The following is a 25,248-nucleotide window of genomic DNA, read 5'->3' on the forward strand; positions in this document are numbered from 1 at the left end:
TCTATTGAATTTGAGTTCCGCTGATATACACATGTTCTGCATTCAGGCTTCCCTGATTGTAAAGAACGTTCTGAAAATTATCGGTTTCAAACGTTACAAAATCTGCTTTTTTACCCGTTTCCAGTTTTCCTATATCTTCAAGACCTAATGCATAAGCAGCACGGAATGTTATTCCCGCTAACACTTCAGCAGTTGTTAATTTTTCAAATGTAGCCAAAATAGAAGCTTGGGTAATTAAGTTTCCCATCGGTGCAGATCCCGGATTCCAGTCGCTGGCAATGGCTACAATAGCTCCGGCATCCAGTAATTTTCTGGCCGGAGTAAATTTTTCACCTAATCCTAAGCTTGCTCCCGGCAATGCAGTAGCAACAGTATGCGACTGTGCTAAAAACTCAATATCTTCGTCAATGGTGGCTTCCAGGTGATCTGCAGATTTTGCTCCTACTTCCACTGCGATCCTTGAACTTCCCGGTGTAAACTGGTCTGCATGAACTGTTATATCAAAACCTAAATTTTTAGTTTTAAGAAGGAAATCTTTACTTTCTTCAGGCTGAAATGCGGATTTTTCTATAAATATATCTACACGCTGTGCTAGTTCTTCTTCTTTTACTTTTGGCAAAATCTCTGTAAGAATATATTCTAAATATTCCTGATTGGTTCCGTCAAAATCTCTGGGTTTCAAATGAGCAGAAAGACATGTAGGAACCAGTCTGGCTTTTGTCTGTCCCTGTGCTTTTTTAATGATTCTGAGCATTTTCAGTTCATTTTCCACATCTAATCCATAGCCACTTTTTATTTCAATGGTCGTAATTCCTAATGAAACTAAAAAACTGATCCTTTCTACCAATGTTTTTAATAATTCTTCTTCTGAAGCATTTCTCGTGTGCTGTACGGAGCTCCAGATTCCTCCGCCGCTTTCTGCTATTTCAAGATAGGTTTTTCCTGCATTACGCATGGCAAAGTCATTGGCGCGGTTTCCACCGAAACAGATGTGGGTATGGGAATCTACAAATCCGGGAAGAGCAATCTGCTCTCCTTCAATAGATTCCGTTTCTGTATCCGGATTTTCAGTCTTTAGCATCTTAAAGTTCCCAACTTTCTTAATCAAGCCATTATCAACCAAAATTCCTCCGTCTGTAATAATATCAATTTGCTCATCAGATATTTTTCCTCTTAACGGAAGATCTGCCAACGTAATGATCTGCTTGAAAGGTCCTATTAATTTCATTTGTTTAAGATTAAAGCTACAGCTTGTTTGCAATTAAATTTTCTTCTCAAAAATACTTAAAATATCTCAATATACTAAATTCAAATTGGCTTCAACCTCAGCTATTGTAGTTATCTTTGCCTTTACCTCTGCCTTACAACTCTCCTTTTTGAATCCCTGAATTTTCTCAATCTAAACCTCAACCTTAGTCTAAATTTCCTATCTTTGAAGTAAATGAAATGAATTAATGCCAGACTTTTTACATCCAGATAAGGAAAACTACTCACATGAAGAACTTATGCAGGAGGAGCAGATCCGTCCGCAGAGTTTTAAGGATTTTGCCGGACAGAGAAAAACTTTGGAAAACCTGGAAGTTTTTGTCAGTGCTGCCAAAAGACGTGGTGGTGCTCTTGATCATGTTCTTCTGCATGGTCCGCCGGGTCTGGGTAAAACAACTTTAGCCAATATTATTGCCAATGAGCTTGGTGTTAACTGTAAGATTACTTCTGGTCCTGTGTTGGATAAGCCGGGAAGTTTAGCCGGCCTGCTGACGAATCTGGAAGAAAACGATGTTCTTTTTATTGATGAGATCCACCGGCTGTCGCCTGTTGTGGAAGAATATCTGTATTCTGCCATGGAGGATTATAAGATAGATATTATGCTGGAAAGCGGTCCTAATGCGAGAAGTGTCCAGATCAGTCTGAATCCTTTCACGCTGGTAGGAGCAACCACAAGAAGCGGAATGCTTACAAAGCCAATGCTGGCAAGGTTCGGGATTCAAAGCAGGCTTGAATATTATTCGGTTGAGCTTTTATCGATGATCATTCAGCGAAGCTCAAGGGTTTTGGGAAGTAAGATTTATGAAGATGCAGCGATAGAAATTGCCAGAAGAAGCCGCGGAACACCAAGGATTGCCAATGCTTTGCTAAGAAGAGTACGTGATTTTGCCGAGATCAAAGGAAACGGAGAAATTGAGATCAATATCACAAAGTATGCATTGAATTCTCTTAATGTTGATGAGTTTGGCCTGGATGAAATGGATAATAAGATCATGCGGGTCATGATTGAAAACTTCAAAGGAAAACCGGTAGGGATTTCCGCCCTTGCTACCTCAATTGCTGAAAACCCTGAGACCCTGGAAGAGGTGTATGAGCCTTTTCTGATTCAGGAAGGATTTATCATCAGAACACCAAGGGGAAGAGAAGTTACCGACAAAGCTTACCAGCATTTAAAAATATCCCGTCCAAAAAATCCGGGAGAATTATTTTAACAGTCTATGTTTATTCCAAAATTATACAGAAGTGAAGATCTTGATCTGATGAAAGAAATCATCAGAGACAATGCATTTGCCCTGCTTATTTCCTCCGTTGAAAAAATAAGAGCTACGCATTCCATGATGATGCTTAATGATAATGATCCTGAGAATGTCTATGTGGAAACTCATATTTCCAGAGCCAATCCTCAGGCAAAAACATTAAAGGACGGGGATGAAGTCCTTTGCGATTTTCTGGGAGCCCATACTTATATTTCGAGCAGCTGGTATGATCATCTCAATGTTTCGACCTGGAATTATGAAGCTGTTCAGGTGTATGGGAAAGTACAGCTTATGAATCATGACGAACTTTATCAGCATCTTGATAAATTAACTTCAAAATATGAAAGTTTCCAGAAGTGTCCTGTCATGGTAAAAGATATGGAAAGGGAATTTGTGGAAAAAGAAATGAAAGGTGCTTTCGGGCTGAAAATAATCCCAACAGAAATATTCATCAAGCAAAAGCTTTCTCAGAACAGAAAAGATCATGATTATCAGAACATTATCTCTGAGCTTGAAAATTCGGATGAGAATGGAAGAAAAATTGCTGAGAAAATGAAATTAATAAAGAAATAATAATCAAAATATATATGAAGCTATATCCGATACAATGTGGAAAATTTAAACTGGACGGCGGTGCCATGTTTGGAGTCGTCCCAAAGAGTCTGTGGGAAAAAACCAATCCTGCAGACGAAAGAAACCTGATTGAACTGGGAACGCGTTCCCTGCTTATAGAAGACGGCAAGAAACTGATTCTTATAGACTGCGGTCTTGGAAATAAACAAGATGATAAATTCTTCGGGCATTATTCGCTTTGGGGAGATGATAATCTTGATAAGAATTTAAAGAAATTCGGTTTTGTAAAAGAGGATATTACGGATGTATTCCTTACTCACCTTCACTTTGATCATTGCGGAGGTGCTATTGAATGGAATGATGACCGAACGGGATACAGACCGGCTTTTAAAAACGCTCAGTTCTGGACGAACGAAAACCACTGGCAATGGGCCACAGAACCTAATGCAAGAGAAAAAGCCAGCTTTCTGAAAGAGAATATCCTTCCAATGCAGGAAAGCGGACAGCTTAACTTTTTGCCTCTTCCTACTACGGGAAATTACGGTTTTGCTCCAGACTTAAAAATGGATGTGATATTTGTAGACGGACATACGGAAAAACAGATGCTTCCGGTGATTCAATATCAGGAAAAGACGATTGTTTTCGCTGCGGATCTTATTCCTACTGCAGGACATATTAACCAGGTTTATGTAATGGGATATGATACAAGACCTCTTCTGACATTGGAAGAGAAAGGAAAATTCCTGAAACAGTGTGTAGACAATGAATATCTTCTGTTCTTTGAACATGATGCCCACAATGAACTGGCAAGTCTTAAAATGACTGAAAAAGGGGTAAGATTAGACGAGATTCACAGTTTTAATGATGTTTTTGGATATTAATTTTTGATTATGGAAGATTTACATTCAGAAACACAGAAAGCAGAACCGGAACCGGCACCCAAGGTGATCGGACTTACCGGTGGTATAGGTTCAGGAAAGACTACTGTAGCTCATTTTATAGAAGACTTTGGATTTCCTGTTTATTATTCCGATGACAGGGCGAAAGCCATTGTGAATGAAAGTGAGGATTTAAAGGTAAAAATAATAGATTTACTAGGCAATGAAGCTTATGATGCGAACGGACTGTATGACAGAAAATTTGTTGCAGAAAAGGTTTTCAGCAATAAGGAACTGCTTCACGAGTTAAATGAGATTATTCATCCTGCGGTACGTATTGATTTTGAAGAATGGCTTAAAAAACAGACAAAGTATTTGGTCTTTAAAGAGACGGCCTTATTATTCGAATTAAAGCTGAACCGACAATGTTATAAATCTCTACTGGTTACTGCTGAAGATAATATCAGAGCCAAAAGAGTAATGGACAGGGATGGAAAAACCTACCGAGAAGTAGAATCTGTCATGGAAAAGCAAATGCCTGAAAAGGATAAGATAAAACTTGCAGACTGCATTATCTATAATAATACCAACCTAGAAGATCTTAAGGAACAGACCGAACAGATCATCTTTGCTATTGAATAAAAAAAACCTCGTTAGAAAAATTCTAACGAGGTTTTTCAATATAGATTTTCTAAACGAAAAACTTTCAACAATAAATAAGCCCTCATTTCTGAGGGCTTATTTATTGTTGAAATTTAAATATTATTCTTTAATAAATTTCTTTTGAACCGTTACGCCATTGTCATCGATATCTATTACATAAATACCATTGATCAATTTACCAACGTTGATCTGGTTGTTAAGCAGAATACCGTCAGCGATAACCTGTCCTGCAGAATTGTAGATCTTATATTTAGCTTTTTTGCTGATATTCTTCACATACAATACTGAGCTTACCGGGTTAGGGTAAATCATGATCTCGGTCTGGTTAAGAGAGTTTGGTACTCCCGGTTTAGAGATTCTTACTGAGTAATCCTCTACCTCACCATTTGCAAAATTAGTACAGTTCACAGGAATTCCGTCTCTCATCATTGCCACTCTCATTACTACATACTTATAATTCGTCATGCTTATATAAGCATCTACAGGTACGTTGAATGTTCCTGTAACAGGACTTGTAGTGTTCGGAGGTGATGTAAATACTCTCTCATCAAGATCAAAGTATCCGTTTCTGTTGAAATCTATCCATACTGCGATTCCTTCATCATGGTTTGTTCCGTTCCATTTTTTCTCAATCGTGATCTGATTTCCTGTAGATCCCTGAACCATTTCTATGAATGTATCAGGTACTCCTGTATAATTTGTATAGCTAGAAGGTCCTGAAGCATTTTCCATTTTAGGTCTTCCATTTGGAACTACCGTAACTTTGGAAATATGTTCATTAACAGCATTTTGAGAACTCATCTGGCAGTACGTCACTGTAGGTGTTGTGAAATAGTATGGAGGTGTGTATGTACCCGGCGTACCGCTACAAATGTTTACAACCTGCATTTCATATTTCGTTTCTTCCAGTAATCCTGTTATAGTATAAGTATTCGTTGTTAAAGGAACATTTGTCCAGCTCGGAATACCTACTTTTCTATATCTCAGAACATAAGTTGCCCCAGGGAAACCTTCCCATGTAACTTCAGCCGATGTAGGAGTAAGCTGAGTTATAGTTAATCCTGGAGGAGGAAGTTCACATGTTCTTTCCGTAGTAAATACTTTCGGATTTGAGTACGGGTTAAGAGTATTTTCTCCAACACATTTATTTGCAACTCTTACTTCATATTTTGTATACGGATCTAAACCTCCTAATAAATAAGTATTGGTAGGAGGAGCAATGTTAGGAACCTGATTCCAGGTAGGAGCTCCTACTTTTCTCCATTCCAGTGTATACGTAGAGCTCGCTGCAAGCGGTGCCCAAGTAATCAGTGCGGAGTTAGTTGTAATATTACTTACTGTAACATTCGGAGGCGTAGGATCACATCTTGTTACGAATGTTTTGATCGGTGTAAATGTACCTGCAACATCTCCACAAACAGCAGCTACCTGCACTTCATAGATTGTAGCCGGAGTTAAACCGTTCAATACAAGTGGAATATTATTTAGCAATGTTGAAGCATATACTTCTGTCCACGCTCCTGGAGGAGGTCCCTGAGTTCTATATCTTACAAGATAAGTAACGGTATTCGGTACTCCTGAGAAAGTAAGTGTAGCAGAATTATGAGTCGCTGTAATTCCAGGCTGGTTAGGTATACCATTACTACATGGTCTGATTCTTACCGCATAATCTTCAACCTCTCCATTGACTGCATTCTGACACAATACTGGAGCACTGGTACGTTTAAGCACGACTCTCATTGTGGTTGTAAGCGGACCTGTATAAGCTGCTCCCGGAACAGCAAAGGTTGCAGTAACAGGAGTTGCAGTATTCGCTGCTGTATTTAAGATCTGTTCTGAAGTTTCAAAAACTCCGTTTCTGTTGTAGTCTATCCAAACAGATACTGCATCATTACTCGTTGAACCTGTCCATCCCTTTGCTATAGAGATTTTATTATTTGCAGATCCTGCATCAAGAGTGATTAATGTTGCAGGTGTTGTATAGCTTGTATAGTTATTCTGTACAGTAGTATTGCTCATCACCGGAACTCCAGGGTTGGAAGATGTAACGGTTACATTTGAAATGTGGTCGTTAGTTCCTGTACCTGTCATTGGACAGTATGAAAGCGGCGGTGTTGTAAACTGTACTGTTGTAGAATATGGTCCTGTAGAACCTCCACATGTAGTAGAAACCTGTACATCGTATTTAGTCTGCTCAGCAAGCCCAGGAATAGTATAATTATTTACTCCCGGTGCCAAAGTCACAGGTGGGATTGTAAATGTTCCAGCAGTAGCTAACTTCCATCTAATGGTGTAAGTAGCATTCGCAGCACCCATCCAATAAACCGTAGCTGTAGAAGCTGTAAGGTTTGTAACGGTGATATTTGTAGGCGGCGCAGTAGTACAAGCAGGCTGATCAATCAGTTTCACTGCATAATCTTCTACTTCCCCCCAGGTGAAAGTTCCACAAGGAGCCGCTGTAGCGCTTTCTCTTAATGCTACACGCATACGTGTATTCAGATTTCCCGTATACACTCCCCCAGCAACGTTCGGTACGCTGAAAGTTGCAGTAACAGGAGTTGTAGTATTACTTGGTGAATTCAATACCTGTTCAAAAGTTTCAAAAACTCCGTTTCTGTTAAAGTCAATCCATACTCCTGTTCCGAATGACCATTGTGTTCCTGGCCAGGTTTTTTCAATAGTAACAGTATTAGCTCCTAAACCTCTTACTAAAGTAATAAGTCTTGCAGGATCTGTAGTATAATCTGTATAATTACTGAAATCTGAAGTACTGGTCATTGGTATTGCAGCATTCGGAGTTACAACAACTTTACTGATATAACCATCAATAGTGGTACTTGTAGAATTGGAACTACAATAAGAAATAGCAGGAGTCGTAAAGGTAGTGCTTGTAGAGAACGGTCCTTGTGTTCCGCCACAGATTGTAGCAATCTGAACTTCATACTGCGTTTGCTCCGTAAGGTTGTTTATTGTATAACTGCTCGCAAGAGGAGTGGTAATATTTACTGTATTCCACGTTGGTGCAGTTACAGCTTTATATCTCAGTACATAAGTAGCACCTATTGAAGGCATCCAGCTCACAAGAGCTGTAGTCGGTGTAATATTGGACACTGCAATATTACTTGGAGGCGAAGTAGTACATGGTTGTAAAGCGATAACATTTAATGTAAAGTCAACAAAATTACCCCATGCTGCAGGTCCACATGAAGTATTGGCTCCAATAAAGGATGTCGATGTTCTTACTCTGTAATTACCAGGTGCCTGTGTTCCAGGGATGACAATTGTTGCTGTTCCGTTTGTAACATAACCAGGAGTTGCCAAAATGGTTTCACCCGGATCATTAAAACTCATGTTATTATTCCAGTCAACCCAAACATAATAATTATAAGTGCTGGTTCCACTGTTCAAATTCATGGTTATCGTATTGGTTGGTAACCCTGAAAAAACTGTGGCTGAATTATTAACATATGCCGTATAGGAATTAGCTGAATAATTTAAATTGGTAATTCCTCCTGTTGTGGTTATCGTTTTCAGATAATACGAAGTTGAGCTGGAACCTCCCGTAGGTGTACAATATCCTGTAAACACATTCACAGGTCCTATCCATGTACTCTGATTCGTTCCACTGCATTTTGATCTTACCCAAACATAATAAGCAGTATTGGCCGTCAATGGAGAAAGTGTTACACTTGTTCCTGTAGTAACTGTCTGTGAAGGTACGGTTGCAGATGTTGGTGCTGTAGCAGATGTACTGTAATATACATCATAACCTCCTGCAGGCACAGATGAAGGAGCAGTCCAGCTGATTGCCGCACTCGTTGGTGTTACCGTTCCTAACGTTAATCCGGAAGGAGGCAAACACGAAGGAGCAGCTCCAAAAGTCAACTGAACATTGGGTCTGTTGGAGGTAATTGTTCCAGTAGCTGTTGCTGAAGCTGAATTATCTTCTTCGATATACATATGTCTCGATGCAGCATTAGAGTAAGTAAAAGCACTTCCACTTGTACTTCCCGTCCCGGTACCACCATAGCTTACCTCGACTAACACCACTAGATTTTCTGTCCCGTTATAATAAAAAGGGCTTTGCAGGGTGATTGTATTCCATCCTGTAGTTATATTATTGATCGTTCCGGTATACACTAAGCTGGCTCCGGCAGTTGCTGTAGGCCAGTCTTGTGATGTAAGAGTAGTTGTTGCAGCTGGAACAGATTTCAAATAAACCTTTACCGGAGTAGCTGCACTTGTAGCTGTTGTTGCATTCCATGCCACTGACAGTACACTTCCGCCGGCAGGCAGATTGATTTCTGCTGCAGTATAAAGTGATGCATCTCTTTGATATCCATAGTAAACTCCCAAAGGATATCTCTGAGTAGCTGTTCCTGCACCAATAGTAATTGTTTGTGCCTGTGAAAACAGTCCGAAGACCATACAAAGCAATGTTATGAGCACCCTAAAGGGCCTGCTCATTTTACAGAGTAAAAATCCACTCATATTTTTTAAATTTAGTTATAATAACAATAGTAATAAGTATAGTATTTCGTATTTGTTGGTGTTCAAATGGATTCTTGAACATCCATTCTACAGATAATCTGTATTGAAAAAAATAGTTTTTTAATTCATACGCTCATATTTTAATAATTACACAAATCTAATAATTTTTTCACTATTAATGTATTCATTCAAATATTTTTTTGTAAAAATTTCACAATAATAACACATTCTATACATTAAAACACAAAATCCTCAGGAGAGCCTGAGGATTTTATATTATTATTAATTACTGTTATTTCTTGATAAATTTGGATCTGAACTGATCTTTTCCTTTTTCATCAATCGTGATGACGTATCCGCCTTTCACAAGAGAGGAAACATTGATCTTTCCGTCATTAATATTTCCATTTCCTACCAGCTGACCGGCAGTATTGTAAATTTTATAAGCCGCTTTATCTGAAACTTTAGTTACATTCAGAATGTCGCTTGCAGGGTTAGGATATAATTGAATTCCGTCCTGAGGATTAGCGATATCTTTTGTTCCTAAAGCAGCTGTAACTACAACATTATAATCTTCAAACTCTCCATAGGTGCCATATGCGCCACAAGCATTTCCAATATATTGATTAGCAGTGGTGGTATACAACATTCCCACACGCATTCTAAGGCCTAAACCTGTAACTGCGGTTGCAGGCACCGTAAATGTAGCCGTAACAGGACTTGCAGTAGTGGTTGTAGAAGTCAGAATTCTTTCTGAATCTTCAAAATTTCCATTTCTGTTAAAGTCAATCCAGGCTGAAGTTGCCCCAGAATATGGTCCAGTTCCGCTTAACCATCCTTTTCCAACTGACAGAGTATATTGAGTACCTGCTACTAAGTTTACCTGTAATGCCGGATTGGTAGAATAATCCGTGTATAAACTAGCAGAAGAAGTATTATTTAAGTTTGCCAGGGTAACGTTTGCAATATGATCGTCAGTGTCATCATCAGAAGATACTGTACAATAAGTAAGCCCAGGTGTTGTAAAGTTTGAAGAAGCAGAATAAGCTCCAGGAGTTCCTGAACAAACAGCAGCTACCTGAACTTCATAAGCCGTACCATCAGTAAGATTCGGTAATGTGATATTGCTGCTTGGCGTAGTAATTTGTTGCCAAGTAGCTTCTGATACTTTTTTATAACGGACAATATAGGTTGCGCCAGTAATAGGAGCCCAGCTTACACTTGCACTACTTGTCGTCACATTACTAACAGCGACTCCAGTTGGAGCAGAGCCGTCACATGCAGCAAAAGTAGTAACCAAAACAGATTTAATGGCATAGAATACATTCCCGATAGAAGAGATTCTTAATTTAATTGTCTGTCCGTTCAATGAAGAAGGGAAAGTTATACTTTCAGAGCCATCATTAGCAGTAGTAGCCAATAATGTTGTCCACGTTGCACCATTAGGATCTGTAGTGTAATCAATTTTCACATTTGCTACACTGTATGGCGCAGCTGTAGTATTTGCTACATCCCATTCAACTGTAGTAGCTGCATTAGATGCGGCATATTGAGTATTGATTTTAAACGGTCCGTCATTACCTACAACAATAGTTTGTTCAGCAAACTGAGTTTGCTGTTGAGCCGGATCAGGATTATTATCTCTTACCGTTACAGCATATTTACTATTTCTAGGAACCATAGAAACCGACTCCCATCCATTATTTGAGTTATTTAAAACTCCTGCTAATACGGAAGATAATTTAGGGAAATATCTTGTTGGGTTTGTTGTTGGTGCTAAAGACCTGAATGAAGCCCCAGCAGTGGTAGTTCCCAAATTAGTTTTATTAATTGTAGTAGTTGCATTATCAACTTGCTCCCATGTATAAGTCATAGGATTGTTTTCCGCATCTGTAGCTGAAGCTGTTAATACGAATGCAGTTCCTTTAGGAATGTTGTATGTAGGTAAGGCAGCAATTACCGGTGCATTGTTTGCAATAGACGTTTCTATATCACAAGTTTTACTGATCAGATTTGCCTGAACCTGCTTGATACTTGCAATATGGAAATAGGCATCAGAGTGTAGCTGAACATCTGTATTTGCCCCTGTAATACCTGCATATCCCATAATGGTGGATCCTGACCCTGGCTCAACATTTACGCCAGACCCTTCAAGAGCATGAGAGAATGTATGGTTAGCTCCTAATTGATGACCCATCTCGTGAGCTACATAATCAATATCGAAATTATCACCTTGAGGAATACCATCTGCAGGTGACGTATATCCTGAACCTTTAGCTTTAGTAGTATTTGTTGCAGGGTTTACACAAACGCAACCAATACAACCTGCATTACCACCACCACCAGAAGCTCCGAATAAGTGTCCGATATCATAGGCAGCATTTCCTACGTTTGCTGTTAATGTTTGCTGTAATTCCAAATTCCAGGCCCCACCGGCTCCAGTTGATGCTGCCGAATAAGGGTCCGTAGCCGCATCAGTATAAATTACATTCGGAAATTCCTGTAAAATCAGATGTAGTGCAAAATCTTTTTCAAACACACCATTCACTCTCGTTAATGTTGCATTAATAGCTGTAAGTGCACCAGCAACAGTTCCTCCGTGAAAAGCAGTATACTCACCGGTCACTGACATTACCAGCCTCATAGTTCTGTACTTCTTATCAGACATTTTTGAGAAATCAGTTGGCTGATTGGTAAATGTTTTACCATTTTCATACATCTGGTTGATTTGATTTACAGCAGCTGGGCCCTCTTCAGTACTACAAACAAAGCTCTTTCCTGCTGTTGGTTTTGTCTTAGGATGAACCCCATATACAGTTTTATCTGCATTTTGCGGCTCTATAAACTCATAATTTCCGTCTTTTATAATCATCGACTGGAAGTCATTGTTTGATAAAGAGAATCTCAGGTATTTAGAAGGATCATTAATTCCAACTCCCACATAAGATCCCAGTTGATATTTATCAGCTAGTGATTGTACAACAACCGGGGAGCTGTATACTGCAAATTTTTCAATTTTGCCATTCAGTGTTGGTAAAGAAATTTCAACAGGTTTTGCGTTTGGACCTGTCTCCTGAGCGCTTTTAAGTTGTTCCTTAATCTTATTAAGATCTAACTTATAATAATTACGTACCAGAGAGAACTTTTCTTTTCCTCTCTCATAGCTAGTGGGCGTCCACTGTGCCAAAGCAGACCCTCCTATCAAGCTACAAAATAAAGCAGTAATGATTTTTTTCATAAAAAAGATTATTTTTTAAATTTCTCAAAAATAACCATACATTAACAAATAAACCAAAAAATAATTGATTTATTTTATTTTTTTAACAATCAGTTTAAAAATATGATCTGTAAAATATAAAAATGAACAAAAAAAATATTAGAGATATCTCTAATATTTTTTACAATTTCATAGGGATTACAGCCAATTCCCTGTATTTTTATGAGATTTAAAACCTTCTTAAAATCCCATTTGATCAGTTCTCTACAAGGTATTGATAAAGCTTCTTATATTTTAAAATTTATAGGCAATATTCCAGGCAAAGCCCATGTTGAACTTAGCTGAACTTTTACCAAATCCGGGAACAATCATCGGCGTAATATCATCCTGTTTGGAAGTATATACTAAATATCTTGGCTGAAGATTAACATCTATATAAAAATTGGATTCAAACAGCTGTACCCTTCCTCCTAAAGTTCCTTCTACCCAGGCAGAGGTTTGTGATGAAGACGGAAATGCCACAGACGAAGTGCTGCCTCCAAATCCGCGGACCGGAACAGCCATATACTCCTGATTATAGAATGCACCTCCTATTTTACCTCCTGCATAAAAACCATTGAATTCATTTTCAAGGTCTTTTGCCAGCATATAAAAAGCACCAAGCTTTACAAAGGGGCCGCTTGCCTTGGCATCGTAACCGTTTTTTTGATATACATTTTTCTCAAAACCGGCTTCTGCAATGGCATGAACATTTCCTTTCACTTTTGATGAAATAAAGCCCTGGTAAAGCATTCTATCCGAGAAAAAGGAAATACCTGTATTAAGAACATCAAAACCTACCATAAAATTAGGTTTGTATTTCTCCTGAACTTTTTTGGCTTCCTGGGTTTCTTTTTTTTCCTGGGCGAACCCGGTTATTCCTATTATGCTAAAAAAGAAGGAAAAGATTAGTCTTGTCTTCATTCTCAATTTGGTTTTGTCCTGCTTCGAGCTGTTGTACAGGATTTGATTGTATTAATTCTGAGCTTAAATTATCGTACGTTTTCTTAATCCCGCATCCTGGCGAAACGTATGTACTCTTCGTTGTATAATTAATGCGAACGTGAGATTCTGCTCCTTTATCTGCAAGTCTGAAATAAACATCTGTATAAGGTGAACCATCCACTCTTAAGGGGATAAGTCTTGAATCTATTTTCTCAGCTTTCCCCAGCTGTACTTTCCCAGCCCCGTAATCTACGGCTACATATAATGAATCCAAAGTAGTTGCTTTTCCGGATGCCAGAGATTTGAATGCTACTTTTATTCTGGGTGTCCCTTCGCCACTTTCGCAGATATCGTCATCTCCTCCACAGGAAAAAAGCATTCCAACGAAACAGATCATGACGAGAAATTTAAAATATTTCATCTGCATATTTTGATTTTTTATTTTGATCAGATGGAACTTACGTTTCATATTAAGATTTGAAATTCAAATTTAAATAAATTTATTTTTTAATCAGCAATGCTATATTTTCCACGTGGTGGGTTTGCGGGAACATATCTACCGGCAGAATTTTCACCAACGTATAATGTTCTTTCATCAGGGCAAGGTCTCTTGCCTGTGTTGCTGAATTACAGCTTACATAGACTACTTTTTCCGGAGCAAGCTTCAATATCTGTTCTACCACTTTCTGGTGCATTCCATCTCTTGGCGGATCGGTAATCAGTACATCTGCTTTCGGATGATTTTCTAAGAATTCATCGTTAAAGACATTTTTCATATCTCCACAATAGAATGTTGTGTTGGTAAGACCATTTAATTCAGCATGTTCAATAGCTGCATCAATGGCTTCCTGAACAGATTCTATGCCTATAACCTGTTTTGCATTTCTGGCAACATACTGGGCAATAGTTCCTGTTCCTGTATAAAGGTCATATACTACTTCATCACCTTTTAAATCAGCAAATTCCAATGTTTTTCTGTAAAGCTCCAAAGCCTGTTTGTAGTTGGTCTGAAAGAATGATTTTGGGCCAATTTTAAACTTCAGCCCATCCATTTCTTCCATCAGGAAGCCTTCTCCGAAATAAATATTGATATCCAGATCGTAAATAGAATCATTCTGCTTCGGATTGATAGCGTAAACCAATGTTTTGATCTGTGGGAATTTCTCTAGTAAGAACTGGAAAAGCTTTTCTCTGTTTTCTTTTTCTTCTCTGTAAAGCTGGAATAGTACCATCCATTCGCCTTTAGAGTTCTGTCTCATCATTAAAGTTCTCAAAAACCCTTCCTGATTTCTGACATCAAAGAAATCCAACCCATTGTCTACACCATAGTTTTTTACAGCTAAACGTATAGCATTGGAGGGATCTTCCTGCAGGAAACATTCTTTCAGGTCCAGGATCTTGCTCCACATTCCGGGAATATGGAAACCCAAGGCGTCTTTACTCCCAAAATTCTCTTCAGAGCTTATTTCGTATTGGGTAAGCCATCTCGCATTGGAAAAGGAAAACTCCATTTTATTTCTGTAGAAATACTGTTCTTCGGCGCCTAAGATCGGAACGGTTTCAAAATCATCAATCCCACCGATTCTTTTAATATTATTATAGACCTCTTCCTGTTTGAAATTGAGCTGTTTTTCGTAGCTCATGTTCTGCCATTTGCATCCACCACATGTTCCAAAATGAATACATTTGGGATCTACTCTGAATGGCGATTTTTCCACTATTTCTATGGTTTCTGCCTCATAGTATTTGGATTTGGATTTTTTTACTCTGGCATTAACCACATCTCCGGGAACTGCTCCGGAAATCAGTACGGTTTTTCCTTCTTCGGTTTTCCCTATGGCCACGCCTTTTGCACCTGCACCAAACAGTTTAATATTTTCAAGAATTATATCTTTCTTCTTTCTCATCCCTAAAACTCAATTTCTTTTATGGTCGGACGAACCCTCCGACTCATCCTAAATTCTATTTCTATTTTATAATACACCGAAAACAATCTTCCGGTTTGATTCCGCAAAAATACAATAAAAAAAACCTTATCCGAAGATAAGGTTTCCATCTATATAAAAGTTTATTATTTTGTTGGGGCAGGCTGAGGATTTACAGGCTGTGCTGAAGGATCCATCGCTCCCGGCTGCATCTGAATATTAGGCTGTACTTTAGGTGCAGAAAGACCTGTAAGTTTATCCAGGATTGTTACCACTTCCTGTTCACCAAGGTTCACAAAAGATCTGCTAGCAATTTTACCGTCTTTATCCACGATCACAAAGCAAGGCAGTTTGAATCCGTAAACGCCATATTTTTTAACAATATCTGATTCTAAACCTTTTTCTCCGTACACATTTGCTCCCGGAATTCCTTTTAACAATGAACTGCTGGTTTTTACAAACTGATCTTTGGTATCATCTACATTTACAAAAACAAAGTTCATTTTAGATTTATAGAAATTTACAACTTCTTTCAATACAGGAACTGTAGCTTCGCTGATGTAAGGATTCCAAGATGCATAGAAGAACAGCATGTATGGTTTTCCTTTATTTTCAGAAAGCTGGTAAGATTTTCCGTCTGCTTTTACCAGTGAGACTTCCGGAGCAGCCTCTCCTACTTTAAGTCCATTGATTGCCAACTGCATTTTAACTAAATCTGCCTTGATACCTGCGTCTGTAATATCTGTATCAATGATTTTTTTAACCTTTTCAGTATTTTTTGCAGGAGCACCCGGATGAATATCCTGAGCTACCACGAACGCCAATAGATAATCTTTAGCAGTTTGTGAAACTTCTTTTCTGTCTTTCAGGAACTGTGCAAATACTTCAGAAGTAATCATATCTGTTTTTCCTTTGGTTTTTGCTTCGGCATATTTCTGAAAGTCAGGGCTCATTTTTACAAGAAGATACTGTCTGTATAATGGAATAGTCTTAACCATTACATCTTTATTACCTTCCAGTTTTGTTTCGTAATCCTGGAATGCTTTTGATACTTTAAATGATGGATTTCCCGACATCTGGCGCTGTGACATTTCATAGTTGGCAAGAAGGTTAAGGATAGTTACTTTCACATCATTCTTTTTCCATTCCAAGATTCCTTTGCTTGGATTATTTTTCTGAGCAAGCTCTTCTACATTTTTATTGATGTCGGCTTCAATTTTCTGAGCTCCTTTTAAGAATGTTTTTTCGTCTCCAGACATTAACTGCTGGATATTGATTTTGCTTCCATACTCACCCAAGAACTTTTGGCTGGCCTGAAGGAAATCATTATTTTTCTTAGCATCTCCTGTAACGACGAACTCATTTGGAAAGGTCATTGCATTTCCGGAAATATTCAGGTTCTGTCCGCCCTCAAGATAGATCAGGTTTTGTCTTCCTGCATAGTTGATTACGTACATCCCATCTTTAGGAGCTTCGAAGCTTCCTGTAAAGTTTCCATTTTTATCTAAACCAATATTGACAAGTGGAAGTGTTGCCACACCAGAAGCTTCAACAAATTCAATTCTTTCGAGTGGTGAACTTCCGGTTATTTTTCCTTTAACTTCAACTTTTTTTGAACAAGACATCACAAAAGCTGTGATGATAAACAATAAAAGATATTTTTTCATTTCGATTTTAATATTACGCAAAAATACGTTTTTTACGGCTTGTTAATTAACACTATTTATTTTTTTTGAAAATTTTATGAGAACCTGTAAAATAGGGACTTTAAGGCCTATCCGTTCTATAAACTTCTTCACCAGAAAAGAGTCTCAAAAAATGCAATTCTTTTCTTACACATCCAAGTGCTCACCAAATATAGACTTATTAAATTAAAGAATATCTTATCTGATCAACACCTTAACAAATTTTAACAGCTAAATTACAGGTATAAAAAAATCGTCTCCATAATGAAGACGATTTTTTATGTATTTGAATAGGTTTATCCCTGATCTACCATAGCAGCCATATATTCTCTGTTCATTCTGGCGATGTTTTCAAGTGAAATTCCTTTCGGACATTCAACTTCGCAAGCTCCAGTATTCGAACAGTTTCCAAATCCTTCTTCATCCATAGCTTTCACCATGTTCAGAACTCTTCTTTTGGCTTCCACTCTACCTTGAGGAAGTAAAGCAAACTGAGAAACCTTAGCTCCAACGAATAGCATTGCAGATCCGTTTTTACAAGTAGCCACACACGCACCGCATCCGATACATGCTGCAGCATCCATTGCTTTGTCTGCATCTTCTTTAGGAACCGGAATAGCATTGGCATCTAATGTATTACCTGAAGTGTTCACAGAAATGAATCCTCCGGCAGCCATTACTCTGTCGAATGCGCTTCTGTCCACCATTAAATCTTTGATAACCGGGAAAGCTGCACTTCTCCAAGGCTCAATAACGATGGTTTCACCGTCTTTGAACATTCTCATGTGAAGCTGGCAAGTCGTGATCCCTGTATCCGGACCATGCGCTCTACCGTTGATATAAAGGGAACACATTCCGCAGATCCCTTCACGACAATCGTGATCGAAAGCAATTGGTTCTTTTCCTTCGTTAATAAGATTTTCGTTCAAAATGTCCAGCATTTCTAAGAATGAGGAATCTGTAGAAACATCTGATATCTTGTAGGTCTCAAACTGACCTTTAGTTTTGCTATTTTTTTGTCTCCAAATTTTTAGGGTAAGATGAAGGCCTTTTTTTGCACTCATAATTATGTATTTATAGGTTGGAGATTATTTGTAACTTCTTGCTTTAACTTCAATGTTTTCATAGATCAGATCTTCTTTATGCAGCACTTCCGTTGTGATATCATCTGTTTGATATTCCCAAGCTGCTACATATTTGAAGTTAACATCATCTCTTTCAGCTTCACCTTCAGGAGTAGCATGGTCTTCTCTGAAATGTCCTCCACAAGATTCGTTTCTGTGTAATGCATCGATGGCCATTAGTTGTCCTAATTCGATGAAATCTGCCACTCTGAAAGCTTTTTCAAGCTCAGTGTTCATTCCATCTGCATCACCAGGAACTTTCACATCGCTCCAGAATTCTTTTTTCACCTGAGCAATTTCAGCAATAGCTTCTCTCAAACCTTCAGGAGTTCTTCCCATTCCTACTTTATTCCACATGATGTGTCCTAATTTTTTGTGGAAATGATCTACTGAGTGAGTTCCTTTATTATTTAAGAAGAAATTTACTTTGTCTTTAATTTCTTTTTCAGCCTGATCGAATTCACCAGAAGTTGTAGGAATTGCTCCCGTTCTGATGTCCGCTGAAAGGTAATCTGCAATCGTGTAAGGAAGAACGAAATATCCGTCTGCCAACCCCTGCATCAAAGCAGAAGCTCCCAATCTGTTAGCTCCGTGATCTGAGAAATTGGCTTCACCGATTACGAAACACCCAGGAATGGTAGACTGCAGGTTGTAATCTACCCAAACACCACCCATTGTGTAGTGAACTGCAGGATAGATCTTCATTGGTGTTTTGTAAGGATCATCAGCCGTAATTTTTTCGTACATCACGAATAAGTTACCGTATTTTTCCTCAATCCAAGCTTTTCCTAAATCATAGATCTGCTGATCTGTTGGATTATGGATATGTTTTTCGATAGCGGCTTCTTTACCCTTTTTAATAATCTCTGTAGAGAAATCTAAGTAAACACCTTCTTTAGTATCATTATTTTCGATTCCGTAACCAGCATCACATCTTTCTTTACCAGCTCTCGACGCAACGTCTCTAGGCACTAAGTTTCCGAATGCAGGATATCTTCTTTCTAAATAATAATCTCTATCTTCTTCTTTAATATTTTCAGGTCTAAGCTTTCCTTCTCTGATCGCTACAGAATCTTCAATTTTCTTAGGAACCCAGATTCTTCCTGAGTTTCTTAATGATTCTGACATCAAAGTCAGTTTAGACTGCTGTGTTCCATGAACCGGAATACAAGTCGGGTGAATCTGTACATAACAAGGGTTTGCAAAGTACGCTCCTTTTTTATGGATTTTCCAAGCCGCAGAAACGTTCGATCCCATTGCATTTGTAGAAAGGAAATATACGTTTCCGTAACCTCCTGATGCAATAACAACCGCGTGAGCAGAATGTCTTTCGATTTCACCTGTTACCAGGTTTCTTGCGATGATTCCTCTTGCTTTTCCGTCTACAATTACCAATTCCATCATTTCATGACGGTTGTACATTTTAATTCTTCCTTTACCAATCTGACGGCTCATCGAAGAATAGGCACCTAATAATAACTGTTGACCAGTTTGTCCTTTTGCGTAGAAAGTTCTTTTTACCTGAACCCCACCAAATGAACGGTTATCTAACTGACCGCCGTAATCTCTACCAAAAGGAACACCCTGAGAGACACATTGGTCGATAATATTGGCAGAAACTTCAGCTAATCTGTAAACGTTGGCCTCTCTTGCTCTATAGTCACCACCTTTGATGGTATCATAGAATAATCTGTATGTAGAGTCACCATCACCCTGATAGTTTTTAGCAGCATTAATACCTCCTTGTGCAGCAATTGAGTGTGCTCTTCTTGGAGAATCCTGGTAGCAGAACGCTTTTACGTTATATCCCTGCTCTGCTAAAGTAGCAGCTGCAGAACCACCTGCCAAACCTGTTCCAACAACAATAATATCAATCTTATCTCTGTTGTTTGGTGCAACAAGGTTCATATGGTCTTTATGATTTTTCCATTTATCCTTTAAAGGACCTGCCGGAATTTTTGAATCTAATTTACTCATACTATTATACTGATATTATGATTGAGTTACAAAGTGAAAAATTGCGATAAAAATAAACCCTGCAGGAATAAGGATTGAATACCATTTTCCGAAAGCCTTGATTACCGGAGTATATTTTGGATGTCTCGCCCCAATTGACTGGAATGAAGACTGGAAACCGTGCGCAAGGTGTAATCCCAATAATACAAAAGCAATTACATACAAAGCTACTCTCCAGATATCCGCAAACTTCTCGTGAAGCTCCGGCCAGAAACGTTCTGCATCAGGAGCAATCCCTTCCACATACTTGTAATCGATCTCATGCCACCAAAAATCGTAAAAGTGAAGCGCTAAGAAAGCCAACACCACTGCTCCGGAAATAATCATATTTCTGGACATCCATGATGAGTTCACAGAAGGATTGTTTGCTGCGTACTTTACAGGACGCGCATTTCTATTCTTAATCTCCAGTACAAATCCCATAATGAAATGGAAAAAAACCGCAAAACCAAGAATAGGCTGCATTAAGAACTGCACAAAAGGATTATAGCCCATAAAATCAGATGCTGTATTGAACGCATCACGGTTCAGGACTGATAACAAATTGGTCGTCAAATGCAGTATAAGAAAGATCAGCAAAAATAGAGCTGATAATGCCATCGCATATTTTCTACCTATCGTAGAACTCGTTAAACCTGCCATATAAGTTTAAATTTGAATTTCCCACAAAATTAAGAAATGTTAACTATATCAAAAAGTGAGAAATCTCACAATTAGACAGTTTGTAATCTTTCTAAATAAGAATCTAGCACATTATTTAAAGGGAAAAATGAAAAGTACTGTTTATTTTTTCAAATCATAAATTTTGCCATTATAAACTACCTTTTCTGCTATTCCGGGAAAGGTTTTTATTTCCATAGTCTGAATACGTCTTGAAGAGCAGTAAGGGCCAGCTATAAATTTTAAAATTTTCTTTTTATCCGAATTTTTTGTCATCCAAAAGCAAGCCCTACTTCCTTTCTTCACTGATAATACTTTAGTTTTATTAAAATCATGAAGCAGTATTTCCTCTTTCTGATTATAAAAAACAGTAAACCCAGTTCTGATTATAAAAAAAGCTAAAATCATCCCTGCCACCCTGATTAAATTTTTAAGATTGATATTTAAAAATAATGGTCTCAACACATAAACGATCAAGGATAAGGATACTACTTCAGCAATATTCATCGCTATATTGGAATAAAATAGCATATCCCTTTCTGAAAACCAGTGGATAAGGTTCAATAAAAGCTGGATAGATCCATCATATACAAAATTGATCCAAGTAAAATCGATCTTTAATCCCACGAGAACCGTCATTAAAAAAGAAAATATGATCAATATTTCTGAAAACGGAACGATCACAATATTAGCAGGAACAGAAACCAACGAAAATTGGTGAAAGTAATAGAGAACCAGCGGAAGTGTCGCCAGTTGTGCGGAAAGAGAAATGGTAATGGTATTGTAGATTAATTTTTTAAAATAACCATTTTGCCGGGGAAAATATTTCAATAGTGGCTGGTTCAGCCAAAAAATCCCCAACACAGCCAGAAAGCTGAGCTGAAAACCTACGTCGAAAAGCTGCTGTGTATCAACAACTAAAATAATCATTGCTGATAAAGAAAGGGAGTGAAGCAGATCCGGTTTTCTCTGGAGAAGGACATAGACAAAATATACCGTCAGCATAATGCACGACCGTATTACAGAATTTCCGAAACCGATAAATGCAGCAAACAACCAAATAAAAAAGATACTGGAAATCACTGCATATTTTCTGAATCGTAAAGGACTGAACCGTGTCAATAAAAAATAGATCATCCCAAAAATAACGACAATATGTGTTCCTGAAATAGCCAATAAATGAACCATTCCGGACCTGTTGAAATCCTCTACTGTCCCGGAATCCATTTCTGTTCTGTCTGCAAGGATAATCCCTTTTAGAAATTCCCGGGTTCTGGAAGACATTTCAACGCTGTCGATCTTCTGGAGTATTTCTAATCTGCGCTGCTGAATTCGTTCATTTGGATTTAAATCTGATCTCTCTGCCGAAGAAATATTTTTGGAAATATAACACTGATACTCAATATTTTTCCTTTTTAAATACTTTGCATAATCAAACTGAAAATCATGCTTTGGCGGCTTTGGTTTCGATAGGTAAGCATCGGCCTTATAATAGTGCTCAAAATCAAGTTCTTTACTTATTTTCGGGATATAGACAACGGCATTAAAATTTTCTTTTCCAGCACGAATAACAGCTTCATATTTTTTATTTTTATCTGTAGAATTCAGTTTTTTGGAGATCTTAAAGGATACTGTTGTGTTTTGAGGAACAGAAAGATCATCGGACGAAAAGGTATTGAAAAAATGAAGAATTATTCCGGTTCCGAAAAATATCAATCCCAGCAGTATCGCTCTTGTTTTATGCAGAAAATAAGAATTCAAAAAACACAAAAGGAAAATTGATAAACAGCATGCTGAAACTATATAAATTATAGTTTTATCCAACAGTACTTTATCCTGAAAAAAAATTCCGAGGATAAAACAGATAGACAAAATGAGAAGTGGCTGCTTATTCAAACCGTGTATATTTACAATCAAAAAAGTAATTAATTTATTTGATTATTAAATAACACAGATTTTGCAGAACTGAATGATTACTTCCCATTAAATGAATAATATACGGCTTGATTATTTATTATAAAATCTGGTTTTAAATGAAAAAGTAAAAGCCATCTGTTAAAGATAGCTTTGTATTAAAAAACTGCATACTGTAGCAATTTATTAAAATTTTTAACGCAATATTTTCTTTGGTAAATAAAATAGTCTTATAAAAGGTTATTCACCGAATTATTTACCGCTTAAAAACCGGTCTGTCAAGCGTTTAGTTTCTTTTATATAGAACAAGGAATCTTTTCCATAATCTTCATATTTGAAATCTCCAGATTTTTTAGGAATTGCAGGTTCTATCTGTGTTCCTTCATGCCATTCGTTGAAAGAAGTGATCCCGATAAAGTCCGGATTTACTTTGGCAGCTGCATCAAACATCCTTTCATAATACTTTCCGCTTTCTCTGCTTTTGAAATTAGCTTCATTCCATGGTCTTATTCTGGTATCGGAATACCCCGGACCTACGCACGGAATAAAAATAAGATGGTGGTCTTTTGCAAATTGGGAAAGATAGCTCCAATTGGATGTTGTGCTTCCGAAAACAAAACCGTCGCTGGCAAAATAGGTATAAAAACCATCAAAACCGGATTCTTCAAAAAAATCTGAATGTTCTTTTTCAACCCATAACCCTATGTAAAGTCCATCCAATTCTGTTTTCCGAACTGTTTTACTTCCGTTTTCAGACAGGAGCTCGGACCATTCTGACGGTGAAATTTTATAGCTATCGTAAACATAGTACAATGGCTTTCCATCTTTTTTATAAAAGGCATGATGGTGGGAATAGGTCTCCACCAGATAAGAAAGCTGTTCTCTAAGTTCTGTTATATTTTTGTAAAACGGCTCTATGTGAAAAGCAACCTTTAAGTTAAATTGGTCTGCTATATCCAGATATTGGGTAATACTTTTATCAACAAATGAATCTTTCCCCAGCCAGCTTAAAACAACCATCCCAACTCCGGCTTCCCGGATCATTTTCATGTGCTTTTTAATGATTGCCGGATCATTGGAACTGTAATTACCCAGGGCAGGATAGAAATTAGCACCAATATCGTCTCCTCCTTTGTGATTTTCCAGGTTGTTCCATTTTGGATTGTTCCAGTGGGGCAAGATATCATGATTCCAATGAGAATACTTTCCATCCACTTCAGGATTTCCGTACCATCCATAATAGAAGATCTGGACCTTATCCCGGGATTTGCTGTTTTGAGCAAAACTTTTCAGTGAAATGCAAGTCAATAAAATGAATACCAGAAAGTTTTTAAAAAAATTCATTGATAAAAATTTAAATCTAAAAATTATTCAGCACAGATGATCTTAGAAGCCTTGATCATTCAGAAAGAGTAAATTAAATGCTTAAAATTACCTCAGCAGCTTTTTCACTGGCTCCTTTTCCGCCAAGTTTTTTTCTTAAAAGACTGTAATCTGCCAGAACCTGGTTTCTTTTTTCACCTTCTATCATTTTATTGAGCTCTTCCACAAGGTTTTTGGTATTCAGGTCGGTTTGGATCAGTTCTTTTACAACTTCTCTATCCATGATCAGATTGACCAGGGAAATATATTTAATGTTTTTAACGAGTCTTTTGGCAATGGCGTAAGAAATTTTACTTCCACGATAGCAGACCACCTCCGGAACATTAAGCAAAGCTGTTTCTAAAGTAGCCGTTCCCGAAGTTACCAAAGCAGCTTTCGAGCATCTCAGCAGATCATATGTCCTGTTGGAAACAAAATGAACATTATCATCCACATATTTTTGATAGAATTCTTTCGGAAGGCTTGGTGCACCGGCAATGACAAACTGGTAATTTTTGAAATACGGTCTCACGGAAAGCATAATTTCAAGCATTTTTTCCACTTCCTGTTTCCTGGAACCGGGAAGGAGTGCAATGATTTCTTTTTCGTTAAGCCCGTTTTCCTTTTTAAATTCTTCAACACTGATATCATTCAGGCCAGCTATTGCATCAAGGAGCGGATGTCCTACAAAGTGGGAATGAACACCATGCCCTTTATAAAAATCCTCTTCAAAAGGGAGAATGACCATCATTTCGTCTACATATTTTTTAATGATCTCTACCCTGCCTTCTTTCCAGGCCCAGAGTTGCGGAGAAATATAATAGACCACTTTTATCCCGAGCTCCTTTGCAAATTTTGCAATTCTTAAATTAAATCCCGGATAATCAACCAAAATAAGAATATCGGGTTTGTTTTTTCTGATATCTTCTTTACAGAATTTGATATTGTTGAGGATGGTTCTTAAATTCATCGCGACTTCCAGAAAACCCATAAATGCCAGATCACGGTAATGTTTTACCAATGTTCCTCCCTGAGCTTTCATAAGATTGCCACCCCAGAAACGTATTTCTGCCTGCGGATCTTTCTGTTTAAGGGCTTTCATTAAGTTGCTTCCATGCAGATCACCGGACGCTTCTCCTGCAATAATATAATACTTCATTTCTATAGTAAGGATAGAGAACAAATTAAGGTTTGCTTGATCTTAATTTGTAAATTTGTCCAAAGATAATGATAA

The 25,248-nt window shown here is 37.8% G+C and carries 17 protein-coding genes; 4 read left to right on the forward strand and 13 right to left on the reverse strand.

Annotation, left to right across the window (positions count from 1 at the left end):
* Position 1 precedes the first annotated feature (1 nt).
* Positions 2 to 1,228 (reverse strand): imidazolonepropionase, encoded by a 1,227-nt coding sequence (gene hutI, locus DRF61_RS07050; protein ID WP_111955430.1) that lies wholly within the window; start codon positions 1,226 to 1,228, stop codon positions 2 to 4.
* 226 nt (positions 1,229 to 1,454) lie between these two features.
* Here hutI and ruvB point away from each other — a divergent pair, with 226 nt between their 5' ends.
* From ruvB to coaE, 4 genes are read left to right on the forward strand one after another with little or no spacing between them, the layout of a single operon-like run.
* On the forward strand, positions 1,455 to 2,477 hold the full coding sequence (ruvB, locus tag DRF61_RS07055) for a Holliday junction branch migration DNA helicase RuvB (RefSeq protein ID WP_111955432.1): 1,023 nt from the start codon (positions 1,455 to 1,457) through the stop codon (positions 2,475 to 2,477).
* Between the two features lie 6 nt (positions 2,478 to 2,483).
* Entirely contained in the window at positions 2,484 to 3,095 is a 612-nt protein-coding gene (locus DRF61_RS07060) for an FMN-binding negative transcriptional regulator (protein ID WP_111955434.1), read from the forward strand.
* A 14-nt stretch (positions 3,096 to 3,109) separates the two neighbouring features.
* A complete protein-coding gene (locus DRF61_RS07065) occupies positions 3,110 to 3,976 on the forward strand; it encodes an MBL fold metallo-hydrolase (RefSeq protein ID WP_111955436.1) in 867 nt (288 codons plus the stop codon).
* A 9-nt stretch (positions 3,977 to 3,985) separates the two neighbouring features.
* Positions 3,986 to 4,615 carry a dephospho-CoA kinase gene (gene coaE, locus DRF61_RS07070; RefSeq protein ID WP_111955438.1) on the forward strand — a complete coding sequence of 210 codons (630 nt, stop codon included), beginning with the start codon at positions 3,986 to 3,988 and terminating at the stop codon, positions 4,613 to 4,615.
* Between the two features lie 120 nt (positions 4,616 to 4,735).
* Here coaE and DRF61_RS07075 read toward each other — a convergent pair whose 3' ends face one another.
* The 12 genes from DRF61_RS07075 to lpxB all read right to left on the reverse strand — a co-directional run bounded on the left by DRF61_RS07075 (position 4,736) and on the right by lpxB (position 25,173).
* The gene (locus tag DRF61_RS07075; protein WP_167409409.1) at positions 4,736 to 9,064 is read right to left on the reverse strand and encodes a GEVED domain-containing protein; all 4,329 of its coding nucleotides are present in this window, start codon (positions 9,062 to 9,064) and stop codon (positions 4,736 to 4,738) included.
* 355 nt (positions 9,065 to 9,419) lie between these two features.
* Entirely contained in the window at positions 9,420 to 12,365 is a 2,946-nt protein-coding gene (locus DRF61_RS07080) for a reprolysin-like metallopeptidase (RefSeq protein WP_111955442.1), read from the reverse strand.
* A 273-nt stretch (positions 12,366 to 12,638) separates the two neighbouring features.
* Complete coding sequence (locus DRF61_RS07085) at positions 12,639 to 13,307, reverse strand: DUF6048 family protein (RefSeq protein ID WP_111955444.1); 669 nt, start codon at positions 13,305 to 13,307, stop codon at positions 12,639 to 12,641.
* Positions 13,273 to 13,749: a DUF6452 family protein gene (locus DRF61_RS07090; RefSeq protein WP_111955648.1), complete on the reverse strand. Its 477-nt coding sequence runs from the start codon at positions 13,747 to 13,749 to the stop codon at positions 13,273 to 13,275. The genes DRF61_RS07085 and DRF61_RS07090 overlap by 35 nt, the downstream gene beginning before the upstream one ends.
* Positions 13,750 to 13,828: 79 nt before the next feature.
* Positions 13,829 to 15,235: a 23S rRNA (uracil(1939)-C(5))-methyltransferase RlmD gene (gene rlmD / locus DRF61_RS07095; protein WP_111955446.1), complete on the reverse strand. Its 1,407-nt coding sequence runs from the start codon at positions 15,233 to 15,235 to the stop codon at positions 13,829 to 13,831.
* 164 nt (positions 15,236 to 15,399) lie between these two features.
* Complete coding sequence (locus DRF61_RS07100; protein ID WP_111955448.1) at positions 15,400 to 16,920, reverse strand: TlpA family protein disulfide reductase; 1,521 nt, start codon at positions 16,918 to 16,920, stop codon at positions 15,400 to 15,402.
* A gap of 314 nt (positions 16,921 to 17,234) precedes the next feature.
* Positions 17,235 to 18,002, reverse strand: coding sequence for a succinate dehydrogenase/fumarate reductase iron-sulfur subunit (locus DRF61_RS07105; RefSeq protein WP_040997496.1), 768 nt, complete (start codon positions 18,000 to 18,002; stop codon positions 17,235 to 17,237).
* Positions 18,003 to 18,026: 24 nt separating this feature from the next.
* Entirely contained in the window at positions 18,027 to 20,039 is a 2,013-nt protein-coding gene (locus tag DRF61_RS07110) for a fumarate reductase/succinate dehydrogenase flavoprotein subunit (protein WP_111955450.1), read from the reverse strand.
* A 15-nt stretch (positions 20,040 to 20,054) separates the two neighbouring features.
* A complete protein-coding gene (locus tag DRF61_RS07115) occupies positions 20,055 to 20,720 on the reverse strand; it encodes a succinate dehydrogenase cytochrome b subunit (protein WP_111955452.1) in 666 nt (221 codons plus the stop codon).
* 141 nt (positions 20,721 to 20,861) lie between these two features.
* On the reverse strand, positions 20,862 to 22,655 hold the full coding sequence (locus tag DRF61_RS07120; protein ID WP_307724888.1) for a ComEC/Rec2 family competence protein: 1,794 nt from the start codon (positions 22,653 to 22,655) through the stop codon (positions 20,862 to 20,864).
* 249 nt (positions 22,656 to 22,904) lie between these two features.
* Positions 22,905 to 23,996 carry a glycoside hydrolase family 99 protein gene (locus tag DRF61_RS07125; protein ID WP_111955456.1) on the reverse strand — a complete coding sequence of 364 codons (1,092 nt, stop codon included), beginning with the start codon at positions 23,994 to 23,996 and terminating at the stop codon, positions 22,905 to 22,907.
* Between the two features lie 73 nt (positions 23,997 to 24,069).
* Complete coding sequence (gene lpxB / locus DRF61_RS07130; RefSeq protein WP_111955458.1) at positions 24,070 to 25,173, reverse strand: lipid-A-disaccharide synthase; 1,104 nt, start codon at positions 25,171 to 25,173, stop codon at positions 24,070 to 24,072.
* Between the last annotated feature and the right edge of the window lie 75 nt (positions 25,174 to 25,248).

The sequence above is a fragment of the Chryseobacterium lathyri genome, from assembly GCF_003290185.1.
GTDB classification, from domain to species: Bacteria; Bacteroidota; Bacteroidia; order Flavobacteriales; family Weeksellaceae; genus Chryseobacterium; species Chryseobacterium lathyri.

Coding starts and splice junctions, on each gene's coding strand:
- hutI (WP_111955430.1), bottom strand. CDS start 1,228: ATGAAATTAATAGGACCTTTCAAGCAGATCATTACGTTGGCAGATCTT.
- ruvB (WP_111955432.1), top strand. CDS start 1,455: ATGCCAGACTTTTTACATCCAGATAAGGAAAACTACTCACATGAAGAA.
- DRF61_RS07060 (WP_111955434.1), top strand. CDS start 2,484: ATGTTTATTCCAAAATTATACAGAAGTGAAGATCTTGATCTGATGAAA.
- DRF61_RS07065 (WP_111955436.1), top strand. CDS start 3,110: ATGAAGCTATATCCGATACAATGTGGAAAATTTAAACTGGACGGCGGT.
- coaE (WP_111955438.1), top strand. CDS start 3,986: ATGGAAGATTTACATTCAGAAACACAGAAAGCAGAACCGGAACCGGCA.
- DRF61_RS07075 (WP_167409409.1), bottom strand. CDS start 9,064: ATGGTCTTCGGACTGTTTTCACAGGCACAAACAATTACTATTGGTGCA.
- DRF61_RS07080 (WP_111955442.1), bottom strand. CDS start 12,365: ATGAAAAAAATCATTACTGCTTTATTTTGTAGCTTGATAGGAGGGTCT.
- DRF61_RS07085 (WP_111955444.1), bottom strand. CDS start 13,307: ATGAAGACAAGACTAATCTTTTCCTTCTTTTTTAGCATAATAGGAATA.
- DRF61_RS07090 (WP_111955648.1), bottom strand. CDS start 13,749: ATGAAATATTTTAAATTTCTCGTCATGATCTGTTTCGTTGGAATGCTT.
- rlmD (WP_111955446.1), bottom strand. CDS start 15,235: ATGAGAAAGAAGAAAGATATAATTCTTGAAAATATTAAACTGTTTGGT.
- DRF61_RS07100 (WP_111955448.1), bottom strand. CDS start 16,920: ATGAAAAAATATCTTTTATTGTTTATCATCACAGCTTTTGTGATGTCT.
- DRF61_RS07105 (WP_040997496.1), bottom strand. CDS start 18,002: ATGAGTGCAAAAAAAGGCCTTCATCTTACCCTAAAAATTTGGAGACAA.
- DRF61_RS07110 (WP_111955450.1), bottom strand. CDS start 20,039: ATGAGTAAATTAGATTCAAAAATTCCGGCAGGTCCTTTAAAGGATAAA.
- DRF61_RS07115 (WP_111955452.1), bottom strand. CDS start 20,720: ATGGCAGGTTTAACGAGTTCTACGATAGGTAGAAAATATGCGATGGCA.
- DRF61_RS07125 (WP_111955456.1), bottom strand. CDS start 23,996: ATGAATTTTTTTAAAAACTTTCTGGTATTCATTTTATTGACTTGCATT.
- lpxB (WP_111955458.1), bottom strand. CDS start 25,173: ATGAAGTATTATATTATTGCAGGAGAAGCGTCCGGTGATCTGCATGGA.